At 42.0% G+C, this 26,429-nt stretch carries 19 protein-coding genes; 15 read left to right on the top strand and 4 right to left on the bottom strand.

Features of this window, described 5'->3' with window-relative positions; all coding sequences use genetic code 11:
• Positions 1–9 precede the first annotated feature (9 nt).
• Together ompR and envZ are read left to right on the top strand one after the other, a co-directional pair.
• On the top strand, positions 10–729 hold the full coding sequence (gene ompR, locus R0J88_RS13315; protein WP_006793806.1) for a two-component system response regulator OmpR: 720 nt from the start codon (positions 10–12) through the stop codon (positions 727–729).
• A 5-nt stretch (positions 730–734) separates the two neighbouring features.
• Entirely contained in the window at positions 735–2,051 is a 1,317-nt protein-coding gene (envZ, locus tag R0J88_RS13320; RefSeq protein ID WP_006793807.1) for a two-component system sensor histidine kinase EnvZ, read from the top strand.
• 62 nt (positions 2,052–2,113) lie between these two features.
• On the opposite strand, the gene R0J88_RS13325 is transcribed toward envZ, so the two are convergent.
• On the bottom strand, positions 2,114–4,150 hold the full coding sequence (locus R0J88_RS13325) for a glycoside hydrolase family 97 protein (RefSeq protein ID WP_410900148.1): 2,037 nt from the start codon (positions 4,148–4,150) through the stop codon (positions 2,114–2,116).
• Positions 4,151–4,312: 162 nt separating this feature from the next.
• Here R0J88_RS13325 and R0J88_RS13330 point away from each other — a divergent pair, with 162 nt between their 5' ends.
• From R0J88_RS13330 to R0J88_RS13340, 3 genes are all read left to right on the top strand, one after another.
• A complete protein-coding gene (locus tag R0J88_RS13330; protein WP_410900171.1) occupies positions 4,313–4,939 on the top strand; it encodes a methylamine utilization protein in 627 nt (208 codons plus the stop codon).
• Positions 4,929–6,161, top strand: coding sequence for a hypothetical protein (locus tag R0J88_RS13335; RefSeq protein WP_410900149.1), 1,233 nt, complete (start codon positions 4,929–4,931; stop codon positions 6,159–6,161). The genes R0J88_RS13330 and R0J88_RS13335 overlap by 11 nt, the downstream gene beginning before the upstream one ends.
• Positions 6,162–6,230: 69 nt before the next feature.
• Entirely contained in the window at positions 6,231–7,832 is a 1,602-nt protein-coding gene (locus tag R0J88_RS13340) for a methyl-accepting chemotaxis protein (RefSeq protein WP_410900150.1), read from the top strand.
• A gap of 50 nt (positions 7,833–7,882) precedes the next feature.
• On the opposite strand, the gene speE is transcribed toward R0J88_RS13340, so the two are convergent.
• A complete protein-coding gene (speE, locus tag R0J88_RS13345) occupies positions 7,883–8,746 on the bottom strand; it encodes a polyamine aminopropyltransferase (RefSeq protein ID WP_039038374.1) in 864 nt (287 codons plus the stop codon).
• Between the two features lie 197 nt (positions 8,747–8,943).
• Here speE and speA point away from each other — a divergent pair, with 197 nt between their 5' ends.
• From speA to R0J88_RS13365, 4 genes are read left to right on the top strand one after another with little or no spacing between them, the layout of a single operon-like run.
• The gene (gene speA, locus R0J88_RS13350; RefSeq protein WP_410900151.1) at positions 8,944–10,824 is read left to right on the top strand and encodes a biosynthetic arginine decarboxylase; all 1,881 of its coding nucleotides are present in this window, start codon (positions 8,944–8,946) and stop codon (positions 10,822–10,824) included.
• Between the two features lie 57 nt (positions 10,825–10,881).
• A complete protein-coding gene (locus R0J88_RS13355) occupies positions 10,882–11,766 on the top strand; it encodes an acyltransferase (RefSeq protein WP_008129852.1) in 885 nt (294 codons plus the stop codon).
• Positions 11,767–11,784: 18 nt separating this feature from the next.
• Positions 11,785–12,705 (top strand): acetyltransferase, encoded by a 921-nt coding sequence (locus R0J88_RS13360; protein ID WP_243532390.1) that lies wholly within the window; start codon positions 11,785–11,787, stop codon positions 12,703–12,705.
• Positions 12,702–13,958 (top strand): mechanosensitive ion channel family protein, encoded by a 1,257-nt coding sequence (locus R0J88_RS13365; protein WP_033019818.1) that lies wholly within the window; start codon positions 12,702–12,704, stop codon positions 13,956–13,958. The genes R0J88_RS13360 and R0J88_RS13365 overlap by 4 nt, the downstream gene beginning before the upstream one ends.
• Here R0J88_RS13365 and chrA read toward each other — a convergent pair.
• Entirely contained in the window at positions 13,921–15,075 is a 1,155-nt protein-coding gene (gene chrA / locus R0J88_RS13370) for a chromate efflux transporter (protein ID WP_410900172.1), read from the bottom strand. The genes R0J88_RS13365 and chrA overlap by 38 nt on opposite strands.
• A gap of 178 nt (positions 15,076–15,253) precedes the next feature.
• Between chrA and R0J88_RS13375 the strand changes: the two genes are divergently transcribed.
• Positions 15,254–15,886 (top strand): OmpA family protein, encoded by a 633-nt coding sequence (locus tag R0J88_RS13375; protein ID WP_008129859.1) that lies wholly within the window; start codon positions 15,254–15,256, stop codon positions 15,884–15,886.
• Between the two features lie 35 nt (positions 15,887–15,921).
• Here the strand turns inward: R0J88_RS13375 and R0J88_RS13380 are convergent, their stop codons facing one another.
• On the bottom strand, positions 15,922–17,700 hold the full coding sequence (locus R0J88_RS13380; protein WP_006794215.1) for an ABC transporter transmembrane domain-containing protein: 1,779 nt from the start codon (positions 17,698–17,700) through the stop codon (positions 15,922–15,924).
• Between the two features lie 88 nt (positions 17,701–17,788).
• Here R0J88_RS13380 and R0J88_RS13385 point away from each other — a divergent pair, with 88 nt between their 5' ends.
• From R0J88_RS13385 to R0J88_RS13405, 5 genes are all read left to right on the top strand, one after another.
• Positions 17,789–18,187, top strand: a complete 399-nt coding sequence (locus tag R0J88_RS13385; RefSeq protein ID WP_410900152.1) for a DUF3224 domain-containing protein — start codon at positions 17,789–17,791, stop codon at positions 18,185–18,187.
• 16 nt (positions 18,188–18,203) lie between these two features.
• Positions 18,204–18,386, top strand: coding sequence for a hypothetical protein (locus R0J88_RS13390; protein WP_006794217.1), 183 nt, complete (start codon positions 18,204–18,206; stop codon positions 18,384–18,386).
• The gene (locus tag R0J88_RS13395) at positions 18,387–19,004 is read left to right on the top strand and encodes a LysE family translocator (protein WP_410900153.1); all 618 of its coding nucleotides are present in this window, start codon (positions 18,387–18,389) and stop codon (positions 19,002–19,004) included.
• 156 nt (positions 19,005–19,160) lie between these two features.
• Positions 19,161–22,040 carry a TonB-dependent receptor gene (locus R0J88_RS13400; RefSeq protein WP_410900154.1) on the top strand — a complete coding sequence of 960 codons (2,880 nt, stop codon included), beginning with the start codon at positions 19,161–19,163 and terminating at the stop codon, positions 22,038–22,040.
• Between the two features lie 22 nt (positions 22,041–22,062).
• Complete coding sequence (locus R0J88_RS13405; protein ID WP_410900156.1) at positions 22,063–26,367, top strand: alpha-1,6-glucosidase domain-containing protein; 4,305 nt, start codon at positions 22,063–22,065, stop codon at positions 26,365–26,367.
• Positions 26,368–26,429 lie beyond the last annotated feature (62 nt).

The following is a 26,429-nucleotide window of genomic DNA, read 5'->3' on the forward strand; positions in this document are numbered from 1 at the left end:
AAACAAGTAATGGGACACGAAACGACAAAAGTATTGGTTGTAGACGACGATATGCGCTTACGCAGCTTATTGGAGCGTTATTTAGTAGAGCAAGGTTTTATTGTTAGAACCGCTGCAAACTCAGAACAAATGGATAGGCTTTTAGAGCGCGAAAACTTTCACTTAATGGTACTCGACTTAATGCTTCCCGGTGAAGATGGCTTATCTATTTGCCGTAGGTTACGCCAAAAAGAAAACGAAATCCCCATTGTTATGCTCACCGCAAAAGGCGACGAAGTCGATCGTATCATTGGTTTAGAGCTTGGCGCAGATGATTACATTCCAAAGCCATTTAATCCTCGTGAGTTACTTGCGCGCATTAAAGCCATATTACGCCGCCGCGCTAAAGAAGTGCCAGGTGCGCCCGCCGCAGAAGAAAACCTAATTGCCTTTGGTAAATTTACACTTAATTTAGCCACTCGTGAAATGAGCGAAGGCGATAAAACAATATCGCTTACCAGTGGCGAGTTTGCCGTACTTAAAGCGCTTGTGTCACACCCAAGAGAGCCGCTTAGCCGCGATAAACTCATGAACTTAGCGCGTGGCCGAGATTACAGTGCCCTAGAGCGCAGTATTGATGTGCAAGTGTCGCGCCTTCGCCGCATGATTGAAATAGATGCGGCTAACCCGCGTTATATTCAAACTGTGTGGGGATTAGGGTACGTGTTTGTTCCTGACGGTGAAAAGTAGTTTTTATGGGATTTTTTCCACGTAGTGCGTTTGGGCAAACTGTATTTTTGGTAGCGGCGTTATTACTTATAAACCAAGTTGTATCTTACGTAACAGTCAGTTTATATGTTGTAAAACCGACCATAGAGCAAGTGAACTTAATGCTTGCTAAGCAAGTTAAAACTGTTTTTATTGACTGGGAAGACGGTATAGAAATAAACGACGACTTATCAGAAAAGTTTTTTGAAATAACCGGTATTGATGTCATGACCCAGCGCGAAGCCATGCGCCAAGGGCTTGGTCAAACCCGTGAATACCCCATGCTTTCACGTAGTATGTCTGCGCAGTTAAATGGCTCGGCGCGGGTGCGTATTACGCAAACTGGCCCACTCGTTTATTGGATAGAAGCCCCGCAAGCGCCTGGTTATTGGGTTAAAATTCCACTTTCAGGGTATCAAGAAAACAACCTCGAATTTTTAACGTTTTACTTATCAAGTATCGGCTTTTTAAGTGTTTTAGGTGGTTGGTTATTTGCGCGGCACTTAAACCGCCCGTTAAAAGCACTGCAACAAGCCGCTGTAAAAGTGGGTAAAGGCGATTTTAGCACTAAGCTAGAAGAGGAAGGCTCTACTGAAGTAATAGAAGTAACGCGTGCGTTTAACCAAATGTCGCGCGGTATAGCGGCCCTTGAAAACGACCGGCGTTTACTTATGGCGGGTGTATCTCACGATTTACGCACACCACTCACACGTATTCGTTTAGCAACCGAGATGATGAGCGACCAAGACGAGTATCTTCGCGAAGGGATTATTTACGATATTGAAGATATGAACGGTATTATCGATCAATTTATTGAATATTTACGTCACCACAAACGCGAAGAACTCAGTTGTGAAGATATAAACGCGTTAGTGGGTGAGGTCGTTAATTGCGAGTTAAAGCATCAGCGCTCTATTACCTTTAAAAGTAACCCAAGTATAGAGAGTATTCCGCTCAGCAGTGTGGCTATAAAGCGTGTTGTAACTAACATGATTGAAAATGCAATTCGTTATTCTGACGGCGATATAGAGGTACTTAGTTATTATAACTCCAATAAAAAGTATGTGGTTATTGCGGTAAACGATAATGGCCCGGGTATTCCTGAAAGTGAATTAGAGTCGGTATTTGAACCGTTTAAGCAAGGTGATGCCGCGCGAGGTAGTGAAGGCAGTGGCCTAGGCCTTGCTATTATTAAGCGCATTGTTGATATGCACGACGGCAAAGTAAAACTAGAAAACCGGCCTGAAGGCGGCTTAAGTGCACAAATTTATCTGCCTATAAAAATACAAAACTCTGCACAGTAACCTGTGCAGAGTTTGCTATTTGTAACACTTATATATCTGTAAAACTGATATAACCGTGAAGCTTAAAGTGCTTTAAAGCGGATGGCAGTGCCGCCGCTTGTTGCTAGTTTTAAAGTTAGCTTATCGTTTGCACTAACTACGCGCTTTTCGATATCTAAATCGTACGGGTTGTTTTTCCATTCTGCGTTTTTGCCGTCTTGGTATATATGCGCTTCAAACTTTTTACCCTTTTCTAAAAAGTCGAGTTTTACCTTAATGGTGCGGGCTTTTTCGTCAGTCACTGCACCTAAGTACCAATCGTTTCCTGAGTATTTATCGCGTTTTCGTTCTTTACGGGCAAACACAATAAAGTCGCCTACTTCGCCATCAAGCGCAATACTCTGCTGCCAATCGGTTGGTACATCTTGAATAAATTGAAATGCATCTGGCTTAGCTAAATAGTTTTTAGGTAGGTCGGCGGCCATTTGAATCGGGCTATACAGCACAACATAAAGTGCAAGTTGCTTGGCAAGCGTTGTTTGTGGGCGGTTTGTATCATCGCCTAAGCCATTAAAGCCCATATCAAATATACCGGGAGTAAAGTCCATTGGCCCTGCCAGCATACGGGTAAACGTAAGCATAGGGATATGCTCTGGCGGGTTAGGCGGTGTGCCCCATGCATTAAACTCTTGCCCACGTGCGCCTTCGCGCGCAATCCAGTTTGGGTAGGTACGGCGCAGGCCAGTGTCTTTTATAGGTTCGTGAGTGTTAATACTAATTTTATGTTTAGCAGCGAGCTTTACGTTATAAAGGTATTCGTTAACCATAAATTGACCGTCGTGCCACTCATGGCGGGCAATGCTGTTTTCATCTATGCGTTTTATGTTTCCGCCATCGGCCACATAGCCCGTTTTAACTTGGCTTACGTTTGACTTTTCGTAAAGGGCAAAGGCATCTTCCATTTGATTGCGATAGTTAGTTACATTGCCTGAGGTTTCGTGGTGGCCAATTAACTGCACCCCTTTTTGCTTACCATAGCGGGTAAGCTCCTCAATATCGAAGTCGTCGTAGGGTTGTGTAAAGCTAAACACATCGCCATTAAAAAACCAGTCGCCATCCCAGCCTATGTTCCATCCTTCTACTAGCACGCCGTCAAAGCCATACTCTGCGGCAAAGTCCATGTAGTATTTGGTTGTTTGAGTTGTAGCACCGTGTTTTTCACCACTGCCCCATGTTTGCGTATTTATATGCATACCCCACCAAATACCGACGTATTTACCCGGTTTTACCCACGATACATCGCCCAATTTATTTGGCTCATTAAGGTTTAAAATAATATCGGAGTTAATCAGGTCGACCGCTTTACTGCCTATTTGAATAGTACGCCACGGTGTATTAAATGCGCCTTGCTTTTTTACTGCAATGCCGTCAGACCACGGTGTTAAATCAGCTTGAAAAACACCTGGTCGACGCTGGTTAAGGGTCATACCTGCATAATCGACAAGGGCTGCTTCGTGAATACTAACGTGTACGCCCTCTTTGTTTTTAAACGTAAAAGGGGTGTGTACTAAGGGAGCGTCGTTAACTGGGGTGGTGTTATAAACATATTCGTAACGGTTCCAGCCTCGGGCTGGGATCCACCACGCTGTTGCACTTTGGCTGTCGGTAATGGCAAATTCGGTAAGTTCTTTTGTGATTTCTATATTTTCAAAACCGGGTTGCTTGGGTACTTCGTATCTAAAGCCCACGCCGTTGTTAAAGGCTCTAAATTTAACAGTAAATACGCCGCCTTGTGGTTTTTTAAATGTAACAGCAACTTCGTTATGGTTGTCGGTAACGATTTGTCGCTCGCCCCAAGGTTGTTGCCACTGGGTGTTTTGTGTGTTTTTTTGTGTATGGGTTATTTTAAAGCCTTCGCTAAAAGGGGCTTGTTGTTTAAATTTAAACCCAAGCGCGGAGCTATTAATAACCGGTTTGTTTTTAAAGTCGATTGAATAGCTTGGGGTCGTTAATTCGTCAGAAATAGTTATTTTAATATTGCCGTTGGGCGATTGTAATGTGGCTGTTTGTGCAAAACAGCTGCCCGAAAAAGCTAAAAGCAGAAGTGCTGATGTTCTCATTTAAGAGATCCTTACTGTGTCAGTGTGACTTATCAGAATAAAGGCTGTTGTTAACAAATACGAATATCTACATACGTATTCATTTATCAATAAAATAGAAAGAAATAAGTCACCTAATAGGTCTATACTGTAAATAATTTGAAAAATAAGAATAGTAAGATGATGTTCAAATATTTAACGTTAATTATAGTCATGTTATTAACTTGGCAGGCAAAAGCGGTTTCTATCACGGTTAACAATAATAAAAACGAGCCTATGCCTGATGCCGTGGTGTGGCTGACTTCTGAGGTGCTTTCTAGTCAATCCAGCCAAGTAGATACGCTTTATTCTATGGTGCAAAAAGATAGGGAGTTTACACCGCGCATTTTAGTTGTACCACAAAATGCAAAAGTGGAATTTCCAAACGCCGATTCAATTTTGCATCATGTGTATTCGTTTTCTGAGGCAAAAACGTTTGAATTAAAGTTATATAAGGAACAACCCAAGGCGCCATTAGTGTTTGATCAAACCGGTGTTGTTGAGTTGGGATGCAACATTCATGACTGGATGCTTGGTTATATTGTGGTTGTTGATAGCCCTATTTTTGATATTACCGATAACAGCGGACATGTAAATTTAACCGTAGAGCCAGGTGAGTACAAACTTAATGTGTGGCATTCAGGGTTTGGCGATATAAGCCATGTTGAGTCTAAAAAAGTAAACATAGGGCAAGCTCCATTTATTTATAAAGTGAAGCAAGCCATAACCGAGCAGTTTGATTTTGCTACGGATGAATTTGATGATTATTAACCACATGCTCAAATATGCGGTTGTTAGTGGTGTGCTTTTATTTAGCGCGTCAATCAGTGCACAGGTTAAGGGGCTGCTACAAGTGCGTGCAGTTCAAGGTGATGCGCTAAAAAGTTTTCAAGACGGAGGCACCGGCTTATACCGACACGATGCTAAAAACGATAGCGTTTTATTATCGCAAGGTATTATTGACGTGCGCGCCGATTTAGCAACAAGTTGGTCTGCTCATGGGGTGTTAAACGTTAATCAGGACCCTGATGTAGGTTTAGGTTTAACACAAGCCTATTTTACATATAAACCATTAACTAGTAGCGCTTATAAGTGGCATGTACGAGTGGGTGGGTTTTATCCGCTAATGTCGTTAGAGAACCCAGATATTGGCTGGACATCTCCTTACAACTATACCAATTCAGCAATTAATAGTTGGATAGGTGAAGAGCTTAGAACCGTTGGCGCAGAGGTAACAATAAAACGCCCCGCTAAACGTTTTAACAGCCCGCATAGTTTTAGTTTAGTGGGTGCAACATTTAAAGGTAACGACCCTACAGGCACGCTGCTGTCTTGGCGTGGCTTTGCCATGCACGACAGGCAAACTACATTTAACGAAGGTATTAGGTTTGCACCCGTTGCAGCACTTAGCGAATATGCATTGCGTTGGCAGGCAAATCAGGTTTTACCATTTGAAGAAGTTGATGGGCGCTTTGGTTATTACCTTGGTGTTCACTGGGATTATTTAAAACAATCACAATTTAGAGTTTATTATTACGACAATAATGGCGATCCAACTAAACTGAACATTAGCTCAGGACAATATGCATGGAATACACGTTTTACCAGTGCTGCATGGTTATATAAATTTAATAATAAAACGCGTTTTATAACACAGGTACTAAGCGGTAAAACCGAAATGGGGCATAGCAAATTAATAGATAACGACTTTTATAGCCATTATTTAATGCTAAGCCATAAAGAAGGTAAGCATAGAGTATCGTTGCGGTACGATTACTTTAAAGTAACCGATAACGACACGACGGTATTTGACCCAAATGCAAGCAATGGCGAAGGGGTAACAGCCTCTTGGCGTTACGCGTTTAGCAAACATGGTCAAATTGGTATTGAAGGCTCAGCACTAAAAAGTTTTGTAGACAATAGAGCTGCAATGGGGCTGCAGCAGCGAGCTTCGCAGCAGCAAGTAATGATTAACACGCAATGGAAGTTTTAGGTTTTATCAACCTACTGCAATTTTAGGTTTAATTTGTAAGAGGCGTTTAGGGCCTTGCAGGGTGATAAAATGAATTTGCATAGTATTCGCGTTAAAGTGTCGTTTCCGATAGTTGTTTTAGGACTTGCCATACTCTCGTTAATTGTGGGGTATACCTACTTAATAACCTTACAAAAAAATGCACTTGATGTGCAGTCTGAAAAATTTATTAAGGCGCTGTCTCTTGCTTTAAACGCAGACCGCGACCTATATCAAGCTAAAGTGGCCGAATTAAATTTAGTAACTAATTCAAAAAATACAGAAAAGTACCAGGCAGAGCACGAAGAAAATGCAATGCAAGTTACTGATAAACTTAATCAGTATTTATCTTTAATGAAAGATTACCCCAGTATAGCTAAAGAGCTAAATGGCTTTGAAAACGACTTTAATGCTTGGCTTGCAGCGTCAAAAAGCTACATGGCTGATAAAAATAGCCAAGCTAAACAAACGAATTCGGAGCAAGCATTTGCCACTTTAAGAATTAAGCTTGATAAAGCCGGTGAGCTGGCTGAAAAAACCTCGGAGCAAGAAATCATCACGCTTTCATCCAATATCATTTCAACAAAAATTATGATGTTAGTTATCGTTGTTATTATTTTAATTGCAGCGAGTTGGTTTAGTTACAGTGTACCTAAACAACTTACTCGCCAAATTAATTATGTAACTAAGCGTATTAGTGATATTGCCTCCGGGGATGGCGACTTAACTGGGCGCATACAAGTAACGTCTAAAGATGAGTTTTCTGACTTAGCCACCGAATTTAATACTTTTTTAGATAATTTACAGCAATTAATACGCGATATATTAGAGCAATCTAAAGAGTTAAATGGTTTAGGTGTTGAGCTTAGCAAAGTGGCCACCCAAAATAACAGTGTAAACCAAGCCTTGGGGCAAGCGTCAGAGTCTATTGTAAGCGCAGTACATGAAATGAGCACTGCTAGCAAAGAGGTTGCAGGGGTTGCACAGCAGTCATCAAGCGAAGCCGATAATTCGTTAAAACTAGCGCAACAAGGGCTTAGTGCGGTGGCTAATTCTAGTTCGCGAATCACCTCTCTTTCTAGCAACATGGAGCAAGCTATGGCGCGCTCTACTGAGCTGCAACAAAGTTCTGACAACATCGCCAAAGTCCTTGAGGTGATTCGTGCCATAGCAGAACAAACAAACTTATTAGCACTTAATGCAGCAATAGAGGCGGCACGTGCTGGCGAATACGGACGAGGCTTTGCGGTTGTGGCTGATGAAGTAAGGACGCTCGCTACGCGCACACAAGATAGTACCAACGATATTCAACAAATGATTGAGTTGTTTGCATCGAGTGTATCGCAGTCGATTAATGCCATAGGTGAGAGTAAGCAATTTGCAGATGATGCTGTTGAATCGTTTTCGCAAACTAACGATATACTCAATGCCATGCAAAGTTCATCTACTAAAGTAAACGATATGGCTATGCAAACTGCGCAAGCAACCGAAGAGCAAACAACGGTTTCTGATGAAATAAGCCATAACTTATCATCACTTAACGATCAAACCTTAGAGGGTGGGTCGCTGGCGCGCACAACGCAAGATGTATCAAATAAAATGGAGCAGTTAACAGGCGAGCTTAATCGATTAGTTAACCGGTTTAAGGTTTAACGTAACAAAAAGGGAGCGTGTAGAGCTCCCTTTTAGAATATTAACACTGATTATTTTTTATCAAACGCGCGTTTCATAAAGTTAGGTGTTGCTAAAGCCCCATGGTGAATACCACTGTTGTAGTATTCACTTTGCGTTGCAACATGTGCTGCGCCGTCCTCTCTAAAACCATTAAATGCTTCAGACTTACGAGCAAGTGTTACCGACCATAAACCACTTGGGTAAATAGGCTGTGGAAATGGCAATGTTTGTAAATCGTTAAAGCCAACGCTTAACATCGCTTCACGCATTTCAACCAGTAGTGGCATATGCATAAGTGGCGATTCGCTTTGTTGCACTAAAATACCGCCAGGGCGAAGTGCGTTTAAACAGCTTGTGTAAAATGCATGGTTAAATAAACCTTCACCTGGGCCTACTGGGTCGGTGCCATCAACAATAACCACGTCGATAGACTCGCCAGCCACTTCGCGCATGTACTTAATGCCATCATCAAACATAACTGTAGCGCGTGCATCGTTATTAGACTCGCACAGCTCTGGGAAGTATTTTAACGACATTTGTGTGACTACTTCGTCTATGTCAATTTGCGTTACGCTTTCTACGCCAGGGTGTTTTAATACTTCACGTAACGTGCCGCAGTCGCCGCCGCCAATAATAACCACATTTTTAGGATTTGGGTGTGCTAAAAGTGCAGGATGGCTGATCATTTCATGATAAAAAAAGTTTTCGCGGGTTGATACCATAGTACAACCGTCGATGATCATTAAATTACCAAAGTCTGTGGTTTCGAACATTTCTACTTTTTGAAAAGGAGACTGTTTTTCATCTAACTTTTTGTTAATGCGTAATGAAAATGCGCTGCCGTCGCGGTCGCTAATTTCAGTAAACCACTTACTTTGATCTAAGTTTGCCATAGTTGCTGATACACTTTTTAGGTTAAGGTAAAAAAAGGGCAATTCTGCCAGTGCTTGGCGGTTTGCTCAATGATATTTTAACTGATTTAGCGAATAAAGTTAGTGAGGAGTGAGTGAAAGTTCAATTTTTGTTAGCCTAGGAGATAGCGACGTATTAAAATGCGCCTTTATACCTAATTGACGAAAGAAGAGTTGCCATGACCTGGGGTTTAGAAACAGCACGTGCTACTTATAATGTTGCTCATTGGAGTGATGGCTATTTTGATATCAATGCACAAGGCGAATTGGTTGCCTACCCCGACGGCGATCAAAGTAAAGCCGCAATCTCTTTAACAGACTTAACAGAGCAATTTAAACAGCAAGGGCTAACATTGCCTGTTTTAGTGCGCTTTACCGACATTTTAAAAAATCGTGTAGATACGCTTACTAATGCTTTTACCAAAGCGCGCAGTAACCGCGAATATAATGGCAAATACACCTGTGTTTATCCTATTAAAGTAAATCAGCAGCGCTCTGTGGTGAGTAAGTTATTGGCGCACCCAAGTGGTTTAGTTGGTCTTGAAGCGGGTTCAAAACCTGAGCTAATGGCTATTTTAGGTGTGGCAAAAGAGCCAATTACCATTGTATGTAACGGCTACAAAGACAGCGAATTTTTACGTTTAGCGTGCATTGGTCAGGCCATGGGGCACAGCGTAAAAATAGTGGTCGAAAAGCTATCAGAGCTAACCACCTTACTTGAAGAAATAGATAACTTAGGCATAGAGCCTGCAATTGGTATTCGTATACGCTTAAATTCGGTGGGTAAAGGTAAGTGGCAAAATACGGGTGGCGAAAAAGGTAAGTTTGGTTTAACAGCAGGGCAAGTATTAAGCGCAGTAGAAGTACTTAAAAAACACAATAAATTACACTTAATGCAAATGGTGCATTTTCATATTGGCTCTCAAATTGCCAATATTCGTGATATACACCGCGCACTTCGTGAGTGTGCGCGTCACTTTGCAGAGCTAACGCAACTAGGCGTACCACTGAATACGGTTGATGTAGGTGGCGGTTTAGGCGTTGATTATGAAGGGTCGGGCTCTCGTAGTGCGTGCTCAATGAACTACACAGTGGAAGAATACGCCCGTAACGTAGTAAATGCGTTTGCGGAAGTGTGCGACCAACACGATTTAACCCATCCAGCTATTATTACCGAGTCAGGCCGCGCTTTAACCGCGCATCATGCGGTACTCATTACCGACGTAATTGACGTTGAAAAAGCACCCAATCATTTAAATCCTGAACCACCGCTTGAAAACAGCGTGTTAGTGCTTGATGAAATGTGGCAATGTTTACAGCGTTTGAATCCGCGTATGGCGCTAGAAATTTATCACGATGCGATGCACTTATTTAGCGAAGCACATGATCAGTACGTACACGGTTTAGTAAGCATGCTAGAGTGGGCGAAAATAGAGCAGCTTTACTTTACTATTTTGCATCGCGTGCGTGCGTCGCTTAGCAATAACGCGCGAGCTCACCGAGAAGTACTCGACGATTTAAATGAAAAGTTAGCCGATAAACTATTTGTTAATTTTTCACTGTTTCAGTCGTTACCAGATGTGTGGGGCATACAGCAGTTGTTTCCGGTTATGCCAATCGAAAACTTAACGCAGCCCCTTACTCAGCGCGCCATTATTCAAGATATTACTTGTGACTCGGATGGGCAAATACGCGAATACGTTGAAGGTGCAGGTATTGAAACCAGCTTGCCAATTCCTGAATATAAGCATGGCGAACAATACCACCTTGCTATGTTTATGGTTGGCGCGTATCAAGAAATATTAGGCGATTTACATAACCTCTTTGGCGATACCGATTCAGTGCATGTTGAGCTAAACGACGACGGCTATGTATTAACCAATGCCATAAAAGGTGATAGCGTTAAGGATGTATTAAAGTTTGTTGATTACGATAGCGCTATTTTAGCTGAAAATTTTGCTTCTCAAATTAATAAACTAGATGCCTCAGAGCAGTGTAAAGCAAGTTATTTAGCCGAACTTAATGCCGGGCTTGAAGGCTACACCTATTTTGAAGATTAATTTTTAAGTATTAAAGCGCAGTGTTTGCTGCTGCGCACCGTTAAAGGAATAGAAGTAATGTCAGTTATTCGTAGTGTTTTTAGTCTTATTTTTTATGCATTAAACACACTTTTTTGGTTTATACCTATTTTTATTTGTGGCTTGTTAAAGCTTATTCCTATTAAACCATTACAAAAGTTATTGAGTTGGGTTGCTAAACAGTGCGCCACTATTTGGGTGTCGTTCAATACCTTAAACCAGTTGTTACTTACACCAACAAAACTTAACGTGACGGGCTTGGATTCTCTGAAACTAAAAGATTGGTATTTGGTGATTGCCAATCATCAAAGCTGGGTTGATATTTTAGTATTGCAGCGTGTATTTAATCGCAAAATTCCGTTTTTAAATTTCTTTTTAAAGAAAGAGCTTATTTATGTGCCTATTTTGGGCTTATGTTGGTGGGCGCTCGACTTTCCATTTATGACGCGCACGAGCAAAAGTCAGCTTAAAAAGAACCCTAAATTACGTGGCAAAGACTTAGAAACAACACGTAAAGCCTGCGAAAAATTTAAAGAAATGCCTGTAACGGTAGTTAACTTTGTTGAAGGTACGCGCTTTACACAAAGTAAACATGCAAAACAGCAAAGCCCATTTCCGCATTTATTAAAACCAAAAGCCGGTGGCATTGCCTTTGTTATGCAAGCAATGGGTGAGCAAATTTCTCAAGTAGTGAATGTTACCTTGCATTACCCTGACGGTATTCCTACGTTTATGGACTTTGCTGGTGGGAAAGTAAAAAATATTAATGTACACGTGAATGTCATGCCGGTAAGTGATGAGTTAATTGGTGATTACACGGGTGATTCTGAATTTAGAGTTCGTTTTCAAAGCGAGTTAAATCGTTTATGGGAAGAAAAAGAACAAACGTTGCAATCACTTGACGCCCCAACAAGTACAAAATAACACGGTGAGCTTACAGTTATGCTAAAAAAATGGTTACCAAATTGGCTAAACGGCCTAATTGTAGGCTGCGTATTATTTACTAACCTTATAATTTTTGGCGTGTTGGTATTACTTTTAGGATTAGTGAAACTATTACTGCCTATTCATGCTGTTAATCGTTTATTACATAGCGCTTATCGGGGGTGGTGTAATGGTAATCGATTGGGTTTATGGCTAGGCTGCCCAGACATTAAAATTGATGTGAAAGGTGATTTAAATTCAAAAAGTTGGTACTTACTAATTTGTAACCATATGAGCTGGTTAGATATTACGGTGCTTAGCTCGATGCATGCGTTACCCGCGCCTAAGTTTTTTTTAAAAGACGATTTAAAATATGTGCCATTTATTGGCACGGGTGCGTGGGCGATGGGAATGCCATTTATGAAACGTGTAAGCAAAGCGCAAATAGCTAAAAACCCAAAGCTTAAAGGGTTAGACATAGAGCGCACTAAAAACAGCTGTCGTAACTTTCGTAACCACCCAACAACTATTATCAACTTTGTTGAAGGAACGCGTTATACACCCGCCAAACATGCACAACAGCAAAGCCCGTTTAAGCATTTACTAAAACCAAAAGCAGGCGGAATTGCATTTGCACTTGAGGTACTTGGAACCCAGTTTGATGCTATGTTAAATACAAGTTTGGTCTATAGCGGTAAGTCAGATCATGTGTGCCGCAACTTATTAAAAGGTGAGCTAGACTCTATTCACGTATCAATTGATGTAATGGCTATTACCGACACTATGTTAGGTAGTTACCAAACAGATGAAGCGTTCAAAGCTAACTTTCAACAGTATGTGAACGACTTATGGGTTGCAAAAGATAAGCAATTGGCAGGTATTTATGCTCAGCAAGCTATGCCAGATGCACAAATTAGTAAGGAAGCCAAAACACTATGACCAACACCCATATACAAGAGCTAATTGCCCCTTGGTTTGAAAACGTCCCCGACGCTGCTTTTTTTAGTGCACTAACGGCTACCGCCATTGGCATTTGTTCGTTATTTGTTGTGTATTTATTTACTCGCAGGCTTATGCTGCCAGGTATTCAAAAGGTGGTTACTAAGTTATCGCCTGAGCGTATTGGCGCGCTTTCTCCAATGTTAACTAAGCTTAATAAGCGTATTGCTGGGCTACTGTGTTGTGTACTGTTTTTAGCCACCTTCGATAGTGTATATCCGGTTGGTGAGTTAGCGGCTGAAATACTTAAAACCATAGGCCAAGCTTTATTAATTATTTATACCGGTTTTATTATCAGCAGTATTGTAAGTCTTGCGGCTGCTATTTATAACCAATTAGACTTTGCTCGAGAAGTCCCCATTCAGGGCCTTGTGCAAGTTGTAAAGCTAATTACCTTTATTGTTTGTGGCATTTTAATTGTTAGTATTGTGCTTGAAAAATCACCAACGTATATTCTTTCGGGTTTTGGTGCGATTGCCGCCGTCACTTTATTAGTATTTAAAGATACGATTTTAGGGTTTGTTGCCAGTATACAAATTGCGGCTAACCGATTAGTTACTTATGGTGATTGGATACAAGTTGATAATTATGGCGCCGATGGTGAGGTAATAGACTTAGGCTTAAACACGGTAAAAGTACGTAACTGGGATAACACTATTACGACTATTCCTACGTACATGCTGGTGGCAGGCTCGTTTAAAAACTGGCGTGGTATGCAGGAGTCGGGTGGAAGGCGTATTAAGCGCTCACTCAATATTGATATGAACAGCATTTGCCTAGTAAACGACGAGTTTAGAGCGCAAATAGACGCCGCTATTCCGCTGCACGAGTATATTCGTGTATCGACATTGCCAGAGCCTGTGTCTAATTTAGGGCTGTTTCGTCGTTATGCCGAAGGGTATTTAAAGCAGCATAGTAAAATAAACTCTTCGCTTACTTTAATGGTGCGGGAGCTTCAACCTTTAAACCACGGTTTACCTATTGAGTTTTACTGCTTTAGTGAAGATAAGCGCTGGATTTCTTACGAACATTTGCAAGCCGAAATAATGGATCACTTACTTGCCGTGCTGCCTATTTTTGGATTGCGCGCTTATCAAAGTGTGAGTGGGCAGTTAAGCCCACCAACCAATGCAGGGCAAACTGAAAAACCCAGTATTAAAGTGCCCAATAATGCTGTGCAAGACCCACACTAATAAAGAATATTAATAGCCACCAAATAGGTGGCTTTTTAAATCGTAGCCATGCAAAAGCCACAACAACTAACCCAACATGCAACCAGCTGTGCACTGCCGATGTCCAAATAGGTGAGTATAAAGCTGCGGCCAAAAAGCCCACAACGGCGGCATTAAGTGCGGCAATTGAACTAGCAAAACGCGGTTTATTAGCCAAGTTAAGCCAGCTTTTTTGAAATGCTAACATCAATAAAAAGCCGGGTGCAAAAATTAATAACGTAGCAACCAGTGCGCCAAATAAAGGCTGCGCAGTATTAAGTTGTGCACCTAAATAAGTAGCAATAGTAAACATAGGGCCAGGGATTGCTTGAGCGCTGGCATAAGCACTTAAAAATTGGTCATCACTCAGCGCAGGTACACCAGCTTGCAATACGGGTAATACAACGTGCCCACCACCAAACACCATAGCGCCTGCTTGGTAAAAAGGCGCAAATAATGCAAATTCTTTTCCAAGCGGGGCAAAGCTAATAGCCAGTAATAATGCAAATAAGCTCAGAGCAACCCAGTTAATATTACTTTTTGTGTCGGTATTCGTATTTTGATTTGCCTCGCCTAATTTTAATAAAGGCCATATAGCACCAATAGTTGCAGCAATAACTAAAACTGCAATTTGCGTGCTTAACACGGGCAGTAGAACAAGCGCTAAGGTGCTAAATAGCGCAAGTAACTTAAGCACCGCACTTGTGCAAAAGCTTTTAGCCATAGACAGTGTGGCATCAGCTACGATGACCACGGCAAATAGTTTCAAACCTGCAATAATCGCATAGTAAACGGCATCAAATTGGTGTGCACTAATGGCCAGTATCACCATAATTAAAAAAGATGGCAGCGTAAAACCAACAAATGCGGTAATACCACCTAATATCCCTGCGCGTTCAACACCAATAGCAAAGCTCACTTGGCTCGAACCAGGTCCCGGCAACGCTTGGCTTAAACTAATTAATTGCGCGTAGCGTGTGTTAGTGATCCAATTTAGTGTATCTACAAAGTGGCGCTTAAAATAGCCTAAGTGTGCCGCTGGACCACCAAAGCTCATGCAGCCAAGTAAAAAAAACTGCCTAAAAATAGCAATCAGCATTGCGCTTTTATCCTTTTTTGATTTCATTAAATTGTCACAAAGGAAGATGACATATTTATTAAAACTCAATTTTTTAGGGTTAATAACAAAATTATAAGGTGATTGTTACGCACTTCATAGTTTGTTCATACAAGTAATTACATACTGTTGCTAAATTCTAAATGAATAGGACATCATCATGACATTATCAAAATCACTTTTGAGCGTTACAGTAGTAGCCGTATTACTTTCAGGTTGCGAAATGAATAACACCGGCAAAGGCGCAGCAATTGGTGCAGCTGCTGGTGGCGTGTTAGGTAAAGCAACGGGTAACCACAAAGACAAGCGTATATTTATTGGTGCTGCTATTGGCGCATTAGCAGGTGCAGCTGTAGGTGACTACATGGATAAGCAAGAAGAAGCGTTTCGTGATGAACTAGCAGGTTCGGGTGTTGAGGTGGTACGCGAAGGTGATAACTTGCGTTTGGTTATGCCATCTAATATTACGTTTGCAACCGACCAATCATACATTTCAACAGGGTTTAACGATACCCTAAACGCCATTGCTAAAGTTATGAATAAGTATGAGAAAACCTACCTAAGCGTAGAAGGGCATACAGATAGCACAGGGCAAGATAGCTACAACATGAACTTATCGCGCGAACGTGCTCAAAGTGTAAAGGCTTACTTAGCTAACCAAGATATTATGGCAGCACGTATTAGTACTAGCGGCTTTGGTGAAACACGCCCAATTGCCACTAACGATACTGCAAATGGCCGTGCTCAAAACCGCCGTGTAGAAATTCAAATAGTGCCAAACACAGAGGGTTAACGCCTAGCCTGTGCGAATTTCAATCTGTTAAGACCCTAGTCTTTATTAAACTGTAATTCACACAGCTTTTGATACAACGGGTTGCTTGCTACTAATTCTTGGTGAGTGCCCGTTGCAATAATTTCGCCATTCTCCATAACTACAATCATATCTGCATGGATAACTGTTGCTAGCCTATGCGCAATTATAAGCGTGGTGCGATTTTGCATTAAGTGCTCAAGCGCGGCTTGAACGTGGTGCTCGCTTTGCGCATCAAGTGCGCTGGTAGCTTCATCAAGAAGGAGTATTTCAGGGTCTTTTAAAATAGCCCTAGCAAGAACAATACGCTGCTTCTGACCACCCGATAATCTAACGCCTTGTTCGCCTAAAAAGCTGTTGTACCCTTGTGGTAATTGTTTAATAAATTCATCAGCATGAGCATGTTTTGCAGCAGCGTATACTTGTTCATCAGTGGCGTTTGGATTGCCGTAACGAATGTTATGCATTACATCTGAGCTAAATAAAATAGGGTTTTGTGCCACCATACCCATTTTATCGCGCAGAGTGTTTAAAGATAGCGACTTAATATCAATATCGTGAAATTTTATTGCGCCACTAGCTGGGTCGTAAAAGCGCTGTAGTAGCTCAAATAATGTTGTTTTACCTGCGCCAGATGGGCCAACAATAGCGACTGTTTGACCTTGCGAAATGCTTAAGCTTATTTTGTTAAGTGCACTGACATCCGGGCGAGACGGATAATTAAAGCTGATATTTTCAAGCGAGATTGCAGGTAAACTTGCGTTATTTTGTAGCTGAGCGTCTTGCGGGTTTTCAGGATTTTCAATTTCACTTTTAACGGCCAGTAATTCAAGTAAGCGGGCGGCTGCGCCTGCCGCTCTTTGTAGTTCACCGTACACTTCTGCAACCGTTGCCACCGACATTGCCACCATAATAGCGTAAAACACAAACGCACCCAGTTCACCCCCGGTCATAGTGCCTGCCAGTACATCACTGCCGCCAACCCAAAGCATTGCGCTAATGGCACTAAAGGTTAAAAATATTACAGCGGCAATTAAAAACGAGCGCTGTTTAATGCGGCTTTTGGCAACGTTGAAGGCTTTTTCGGTTTCAAGTGCAAAAGCATGTTGCTCTTGTGTTTCGTGGCTATAGCTTTGTACCACTTTAATATTTTGAATGATCTCGCCGGCATATGTGCTTATATCGGCAATGGCGTCTTGACTCGAGCTTGCAAGTTTACGCACCTTTTTGCCAAATACCATCATCGGCACTAATACCAGCGGCACACACGCAACCACTACGAGCGTAAGCTTTAAGTTGGTAATTAATAACATTACCAAACCGCCAACCAGCATTAATGCGCTACGCAGCGCCATAGAAAACGATGAGCCAATAATTGATTGCAGCAAAGTGGTGTCGGTTGTTAAACGTGACATAAGCTCGCCACTGCGGTTTTCTTCAAAGTAGCTTGGGTGCAAAGTAACAATGCGATTAAACACGGCTTTACGAATATCGTTACTGACTCGCTCGCCAATCCACGACATTAGATAAAAGCGGCTAAAGGTGCCTACAGCCAATAAGCTAATTAAACCAATAAGTACCAATACAGCTTGTTGAAGTTGCGCTTGAGAGCCCGCAATAAAGCCATGATCTATAACAAACTTAACCCCTTGGCCTAACGATAAATTAACGCCAGCCGTTACTAATAAAGCGCCAAGGGCTGCTATAACCATCCATTTATAGGGTTTTATAAATGCAAAAATAGGCAATAAACTGCTAAAGGCAGCTTTTTCGGTTGCGGGGGTACTGTTTGGCATAGTGGATTCTTTTTATAAGTTGAGGTATAGATATGGCATCATTGGATTAAAAATCAATAGCTTTAAAAATCATCAATAAGGAATTGTTATGACAAGCAACATAGTAACAGGCCAATTTAAGGTGGCATTAGCCCCACTAGATGGCTATGCCAAAGGACAAAACGGCATTAATTTAGGGCGTATGTCGATTGATAAAACATTTACAGGCAAGCTTAATGCTTCTAGCCAAGGCGAAATGTTAAGCGCTATGACACCTGTGCAAGGCAGTGCTGGTTATGTAGCAATAGAGCAAGTAATAGGCGAACTTGAAGGCAAAAAAGGCAGTTTTGTATTACAACATTTTGGCACTATGGATAAAGGCCAAGACAGCCTAATTTTAACTGTAATTTCCGACTCAGGCACTGATGGGTTAGAAGGATTAGCCGGCAGTATGAAAATACGCATTGAAAACGGTGTACATTACTACGATTTTCAATACACGTTATAAGATACAAAGGATTTAAATGCAAAAAGTAATCGAATTTAGAAAGACCCGCTTTATGGGTGGGGTAAATATAGCGGCGCTGAATGATCGCATACAGGAATTAAATCAAGATGGCTGGAAAGTAATTAGCGCAGTGCCAATAACCGGTTTTTATGGGCAAGTGCATGGTTATACATTATTTATTGAAATTGACGAGCTGTAAATGACTCTTTCTATGTGGTTAGGCCTAGTGGCTATTTGTATGATGGGCGCAATGTCGCCGGGCCCAAGCCTTGCGGTTGTATTAAAGCATTCGCTCAACGGCAGTATGAAAAATGGCATGCTAGCGGCGCTAAGTCATGGTATTGGAGTGGGATTATATGCGGGAGCCTCATTACTTGGCTTGGGTGCGTTAATGCTACAGTTTCCTACTGTTTATCAGGTGTTAGTGTATTTAGGCGCTGCCTATTTAGCTTACCTAGGAATTAAAATTTTATTGTCTAAACCCAACAATGATGAACTTAAAATACAAAAAAGCGAAGTGAGTAGCATTAAAGCATTACAAGATGGGTTTGCCATTGCCTTTTTAAATCCCAAACTTGCTATTTTCTTTTTAGCCTTGTTTTCACAGTTTATTGATCCAGAAAATCTTACCCTAAGCATTGCAATGGTGATGTGTTTAACTGTATTTGTGATTGATACCGGTTGGTACTTACTTGTTGCCGCCCTAACAGAGTTTTCTAAAAACCGTTTTGGGTATACTAAACACAATCCATGGTTAGACAAAGTACTGGGTTTTGTATTTGTTGCCTTAGCCATTAGGGTGGTAGTGAGTATTTAAGCTATTGCTAGCTAAATTGCTCAAAATAGCTACAGCCTAAGCAGGCTATACTGCATACGTATTCATCACAAAACATTCACCTTTTGGTTACAATTTGTTGGTTGTGTTTTTACTGCACTGACACACCACACAAAACAATAACCAAAAGGCACACACATGCAAAAGTTTAAATTAAATGCGCTCATGCTGGCATTATTTGCCGCCAATAGTGCTATTGCAGCTACTGAAGAACCACCTGAAGATACGAGTAAACCCGCTCAAGTTCAAACCGATGTAGAAGTGATTGAAGTGCGCGGCTTTAGTCGCAGCTTAATTCAATCGCTTAACCAAAAGCGATTTAGCGATACGGTGTCAGAACAAATTTCTGCTGATGACTTAGGCGCATTGCCTGATATTTCAATGGCCGATGCACTGACTCGTTTACCGGGTATTTCAGCTGTGCGCACTGGCGGGCAGGCTGCACAAATTAATATACGCGGGCTGTCGGGCGGCTTTGTATTTTCAACACTTAACGGTCGTGAGCAGGTATCTACAAGTGGTAGCCGCAGTATTGAGTTTGACCAATACCCATCAGAATTAATTAGCTCTGCGGCGGTATATAAATCGCCAAAGGCATCGCTTATAGAAGGTGGTGTGGCAGGTACGGTAGAGCTTGAAACAGCCAGCCCACTCAATAATGATCAAAAGCATAAATTTGTAGCTAATGTGCGCGGTATGTATAACGACCGTGCATCTGAGGTATCGGATGCCACTGAGTTTGGTGACCGAATTAGCTTTTCGTATCAAGGTAAATATTTAGACGATACATTAGGTGTAGCACTGGGGTTTGCGCGTTTATTTCAGCCAAGTGTAGCAACACAGTTTATTGGCCTTGCATACAACGATAGAAAAGATGTTGATGGCGTACCAAACGACACAAATGGCCCCATAGATAGCCCAGAAAGTGAATACATTAGCGAGGGCTTTGAGCTACAGCATTTAGGCGGTGAAGAAACCCGTAATGGCTATTTGGCTGCCATAGAGTGGGCACCGGTAGATAATTTTAAATTAAAAGGTGATGCGTTTTTATCGCGCTTTGATAAAGAGTCATTTGCCCGCGGTTTTAGGGTTAAATTAGGCGGCCCATCTGCAGCATACGCAAATGCGCAACTTGATGGTAATGCTGTAATTGGTGCTGCTGTTAATCGTACTTCGAAAAGTTATACCCGTGTTGAAATAGTGAATGACGACAACCAAGATTTTGACGAAGTAGACAGCTTTGGCGTTAATGCCGATTGGCAAGTAACCGATAGACTAAATGTTAATGCTGATGTAGCGCTTTCTCGCGCAAAAAGTAATTTTAGAAACGGTTTGTTGTGGAGCTTAGTGGCTGAAGATGCCAATGCAGAAACGCCGGTATTTGATAACAACGTTGCAATTAACTATCAATTAAATGGCTTAAACTTACCTGACGTTGGGTTTAATCAGGCGGCCGCCTTTAGCGATATAGACCGAGTAATGGTCAGTAAATATGGTATTTACCCTGATCAAACCGAAGATGAAGTAACGGCATTTAGACTCGATTTTAAGTACGAGCTAGAAAGCGATATTTTTAGCTCAGTAGAATTTGGTGCACGCTATTCAGATAGAGAATACAGCCGAAAGCGCTCGGTGTTTGAGTACGGTAACGACGGGGCATTTTCAACAACGCAGCCCCCTTTGCGTTTAACCGACGATATGGCATCAGTGGTTGATTGGCAGGGCGACTTTAGTTATTTCCCATCGTATTTAGCCATTGATTTAGATAAAGCACTTAATGCATGGTTTCCAGATGGCACGCCAGAACCCGTTCAAACATGGGGCAATGCCGATGGTGTAGACGATGCGCAAGGTTACACAACGAACTATTCGTGGTCAGTGTTACAAAGCGGCTCGGTGTTTGAAGATGTGCTAGCCGCGTATGTGATGGTAAACATTAACACGCAAATTGCCGGCCTTGACCTATCAGGTAATGTGGGGGTGCGCCGTATTGAAACCGACCAATCAGCAACCGTACTTGAAAACGTAGCAGGCGATGCGCGCTTAGGTGCGCAAAATATTGTTGATGAGAATGGCATTGTAAATGACTTATACGCGCCTAATGTATTAGGCACTAAATATACAGATTACCTGCCTTCGCTAAATTTAAACCTGCAACTTAACGACAACTTGCTAGTTCGTTTTGCTGCGGCTAAAGTTATGTCGCGTGCGCCAATTAACCGCTTAGCGGGCGATGCCAGCGCAAACGTAAGTGACGATGGTGTTATTAACGGTTCAAGTAACAACAACCCATTTTTAAAACCCTTTTATGCTGACCAGTACGACTTATCTTACGAATATTATTTTGAAGAAGGTAACGGCACTGTTGCTGCGGCGTTATTTTATAAAAATATAGACTCGTTTGTTGAAATCTTATCAATCGAAAACTTCGACTTTAAAGGCAATGGCTTTAACGTCCCTGACTCTATAGAAGATCCGGTCAGTGGTGAGCAAGTTGCTACAACAAACGGTATTTACACCACGGCAGTTAATAATGGCGAAGGTGGCTACATTAGAGGGCTAGAGCTTGCCTATACGCAAGTGTTTACCTTTTTACCAGAGCCATTTAATGGCTTAGGCGCTAATGCAAGTTACTCATACACCGAAAGTGAAATTGAATCGATAACCAGTTTAGGGGGCGATACTCTCGTTCAATCTTTACCTGGGTTATCTAATAATGTGCTTAATGCTACGTTATTTTATGCTTTAGACGATTTTGAAACGCGCCTTAATGTACGTTACCGCGATGAGTTTGTATCAGAGCAGGTTGCCATTAACGAACAAGTGGTTAATTTTGATGCTGAAACAGTCATCGATTTTCAAACGTCTTATCGCTTTAGCGATTCACTCACCATGCTTTTGCAAGTTAATAACTTAACCGATGAACCAACCCAAAGTTACTTTGGCTCAGAGCAGCGAACAGGGACTACTCAGTACTTTGGTCGTCAGTTTTATCTTGGTTTTACATACAGTCATTAATTAGCAAACGGAGCGTTTAAAAATGAAAATTATAACAATGTCTAAATATTTGCTAATAGCCTTAGGGTTAATGATATTAGCAGGATGTGGTGGGACAGATGAAGTTGAGTCGGGGCAGCAGCTTTTAACCTGTAATGTGCCACAAGTACCAAACGAAGCAGGCTCGCAATGTGTGGACCCTGAGCCTATAACGTGTGCAGCGCCTACTGTACCGGATGATAAAAACGAAAGCTGTGTAGTGGGCGCCGACCCAACATTGCCTGATCCTATTGTATTTGCTGGTGAAGGTGAGGCAGTTTTATTTTATAACCGTTTAGCCGACGATAACTACGAAGGTTACCGATTACATTCGTGGAATAACGATGTGTGTGATGCTTACGCACCTCCGTTTGACACGAGCGATTGGGCTAACGGCCATGAATACGATGGGATTGACCCAAACTACGGTGCTTACTGGATAATTGACCTCAAAGAAGGTTATAACGAGTGTGCTAACTTTATTGTGCACATTGGCACAGAAGGATCGGGTAAAGCGTTTGGTGATGTTGATTTAACCATGCCGCTTATGCAAGACGATGAAAAGTTTCAGCGTATGAACTTTACCATTCATGGTGAGCCTTCGGTGTTTGAATACCCTATTTTAAGCTTGGGCGAACGTCCGGTGGCGATAGATGGTGCATCAGCACATTGGATTGATTTAAATACAGTATTGTATAAGCCAAGTAATGAGCTTACACAAATCATTAAGTTACATTCTTCAGCAGCCGCTGACTTGGTGGTTGATTTAGACACTGGGCTAAATGGTGAAACCGTTGAGCTGACTGCAAGCGAGTTAAGTGATGAGCAAGCTGCAAAAGTACCACACTTAACGGATTGGACTGCTTATGAAGGTAGTTGGGATGCAGACGCTGCAAAGCAGCTTATAAAGCAACAGCTTGTTGTTGCAGGCTACGATAGTGAAGGCAAGCTACTAGAAGCAACCTTTGTACAAACCGCTAAAGCACTCGATGCCCTTTACACACAAGGCGAAGACGATGCTAACGAGGCATTACTTGGCGTAAATTATGGTAATAACACGATTGATGTAACTGTGTGGGCACCCACCGCGAATAACATGGTGCTAAACGTGTTTGATGATGCAAAAACACAAGTGCACTCCACGCCAATGACATTAAATACGCAGACAGGTATTTGGCAAGTAAGTTTAGATACGCAATATGACCGCCATTACTATCGCTTTAATTTTGATGTTTACCACCCACTGACTCAGCAAATAGAGTCGCTATGGAGTACCGACCCTTACTCACTCAATGTATCTGCCAATGGCTTATACAGCCAGCTGATTAATTTAGCCGATGAAGACACTAAACCAGAAGGCTGGGATGAGCGTATCGTGCCTACTATTACTAACCCAGAAGATGCGGTTATTTATGAAGGCCATGTACGTGATTTTAGTGTGCGTGATCAATCAGTAAGCGAAGCAAACCGTGGTAAATACCTTGCATTCACTGAACTTGAAAGCGTGCCAATGCAGCACCTTAAGCAATTAGCAGATAAAGGCTTAACACACTTTCATTTACTGCCAGTGACTGATATTGGCACCATTGAAGAAGATGCTTCACAGCGTGTGGAAATTACAGACACCTTAGGTAAATTATGTGAGCGTATTAACGATGAAGCTGATGCATGTAAAATCGAAGATAAAAACAGCACCATTGTCGATATTATGCAAAGTTACCTACCTGGCTCAGACGATGCACAAGCATTAGCCAGTGCGATGCGTGATTTAGATGGCTTTAACTGGGGTTATGATCCTCATCATTTTATTGCGCCTGAAGGCTCGTATGCATCAAGCAGCGATGGCATTGCTCGTGTAGTTGAGACACGCGCTATGGTGCAATCACTGCAAGAAGTAGGACTTCGTGTTGTACTGGATGTGGTTTATAACCACACAACATCATCGGGCATTTGGGATAAGTCGGTATTTGATAAACTAGTGCCGGGTTACTACCACCGCTATAGCGAAGTAAGTGGTGAAATAGAGCGCTCAACCTGTTGTGAAAACACAGCGACAGAGCATGTAATGATGGATAAGTTTGTTACTGATTCAATGGTTATTTTAGCGCGTGAATTTGGCTATGACAGTTTTAGATTTGATGTAATGGGGCATATGCCTAAATCATCAATATTAGCTGCGCGTGAAGCCGTGCAAGCAGTTGACCCTGACAACTATTTTTACGGTGAAGGCTGGGATTTTGGTGAAGTAGCCAACAATCGTTTATTCACACAAGCTAAACAAGCTGATATGGCAGGCTCAGAGGTAGGCACATTTAACGACCGTATTCGTGAAGCCGTACGTGGTGGTGCAATGTTTAGCAATAACCCGACAGATGGCAACCTAGCTGAACAAGACACGTTACGGTTATCGCTGGCGGGCAACTTACAAAATTACATTTTAAAAGACTTTAAAGGTAATTCATCTAAAGGTAATAGCTTTACTTGGAACACTCAACCAACGGCGTATGCACTTGACCCTGCCGACAGCATTCATTACGTATCAAAACACGATAACGAAACGCTGTGGGATCAGTTGCAATACAAACATGCATCAAGCATGAGTATTGAGCAACGTGTGCGCGCGCACAATGTGGCATTGTCGATTCCACTTATGAGCCAAGGCATCCCATTTATGCAATTGGGCGCTGATTTACTGCGTTCTAAGTCAATGGACCGTGATAGCTATAATGCCGGTGATTGGTTTAATGCTGTTGATTTAACCAAAGAGAATAATAACTGGAACATTGGTTTACCTAACGCAGAGAAGAACCAAGGAAAATGGTCTGAAATTATGCCTATTTCTGCTAATGCAGATGCACAGGCAATGCCGCAAGACATAGCTTATGCAGGTGATGTATTTCAAGAATTCTTGGCTATCCGCAGCGCAAGCCCGTTATTTAGATTAACAACTGAACAAGATGTTATCGAACGTGTCGGATTTCACAATGTGGGTAAAAACCAGCAGCACGGCTTAATTGTAATGAGCATTGATGATGGTGAAGAACTCACAGACTTAGACCCAGCACTTGATGCGCTTGTTGTGATAATTAACGCAACCGAGCAAACTCTTAGCCATACTATTGCCACTGCAGCGGGTTTTGAATTACATGACGTATTAAAAAACAGTGTTGATGCAAGCATGGCCAGCGCCAATTTTGCCGAAGGCGATAACGAAGGCACATTCACTGTACCGCCTTATACGTTAGCTGTTTTTGCTAAAAACCAAGGTGAGAGCCAAGGTACTGGTTTAAGTGCAAATGCAACCGTAGGCGCACCTGATGTTGTACCTTATGGCAGCAACGCTGTGTTTGTTCGTGGTACGTTAAACGACTGGGGCACACGTGATGCATTTGAATATATTGGCGAAGGTGAATACCGTATAGCAATTGCACTCAGTGCTGGCGATTACGAATTTAAAATTGCCTCAGAAGATTGGTCTACGGTTGATTTTGGTGCGCTTTCTGATGCCGATAAAGACGTTGTAGAAAACCAAAGTGAGCCACTAACGCGCTCAGGTGCCAACATGACCTTTAATGCAGCCATTGATGCAACTTATGTATTTTCGCTTGATGCTTCAAACCCTGAAAACCCAACGCTTACTTTATTCAACGAAGAGCCATTTGTAGGCACCGCTATTTATGTGCGCGGTACGCTTAATGACTGGGGAGTAACCGATGAGCTGAGCTATCAAGGAAAAGGCATTTACACCTTTACTAAAACACTGAGCGCTGCAAGCTATGAATTTAAAATAGCGTCAGAAGATTGGAGCACGGTTGATTACGGCTCTGGCGAGGGGGATGCAAGTGTGATGATAGGCACAGCAGAGCAGTTATCGGTTGCGGGCGCAAATATGACCTTAGATATTGCCGAGCAAGGTGAATACCAGTTTGTATTTGATGCCAGTGATTTAAATAATGTAACGCTCAAAGTACTTAACGCTGAAATGTTTGCACAAACACCGGTGTTTATTCGTGGCAGTTTAAATGGATGGGGAACAGACAACCCACTGATGTACGAGGGTAATGCGGTTTACTCTACATCCATAGAGTTAGAAGCGGGCGACTATGAGTTTAAAGTAGCGTCTGAAGATTGGAGTACCGTTGATTATGGCGGAGCAGGTGATGCACCTGTAGCCACCATTGGTGAACTTACTTCACTCGAAGCCATAGGTGCCAATATAGCACTGAATATTACCGAACAAGGTACTTACACCTTTAAGGTAATAGGTCCAGATAGAGAAAATGTGAGCATACTTATAAACAAACAGTAGCAGTTATATTTTCCCAGACCTAAGCCGAGCATAATCCTGCTCGGCTTTTTTAATGCCTAATT

It is taken from the genome of Pseudoalteromonas sp. SIMBA_162, from assembly GCF_046535955.1.
In the GTDB taxonomy this organism is placed as follows: Bacteria; Pseudomonadota; Gammaproteobacteria; order Enterobacterales; family Alteromonadaceae; genus Pseudoalteromonas; species Pseudoalteromonas marina.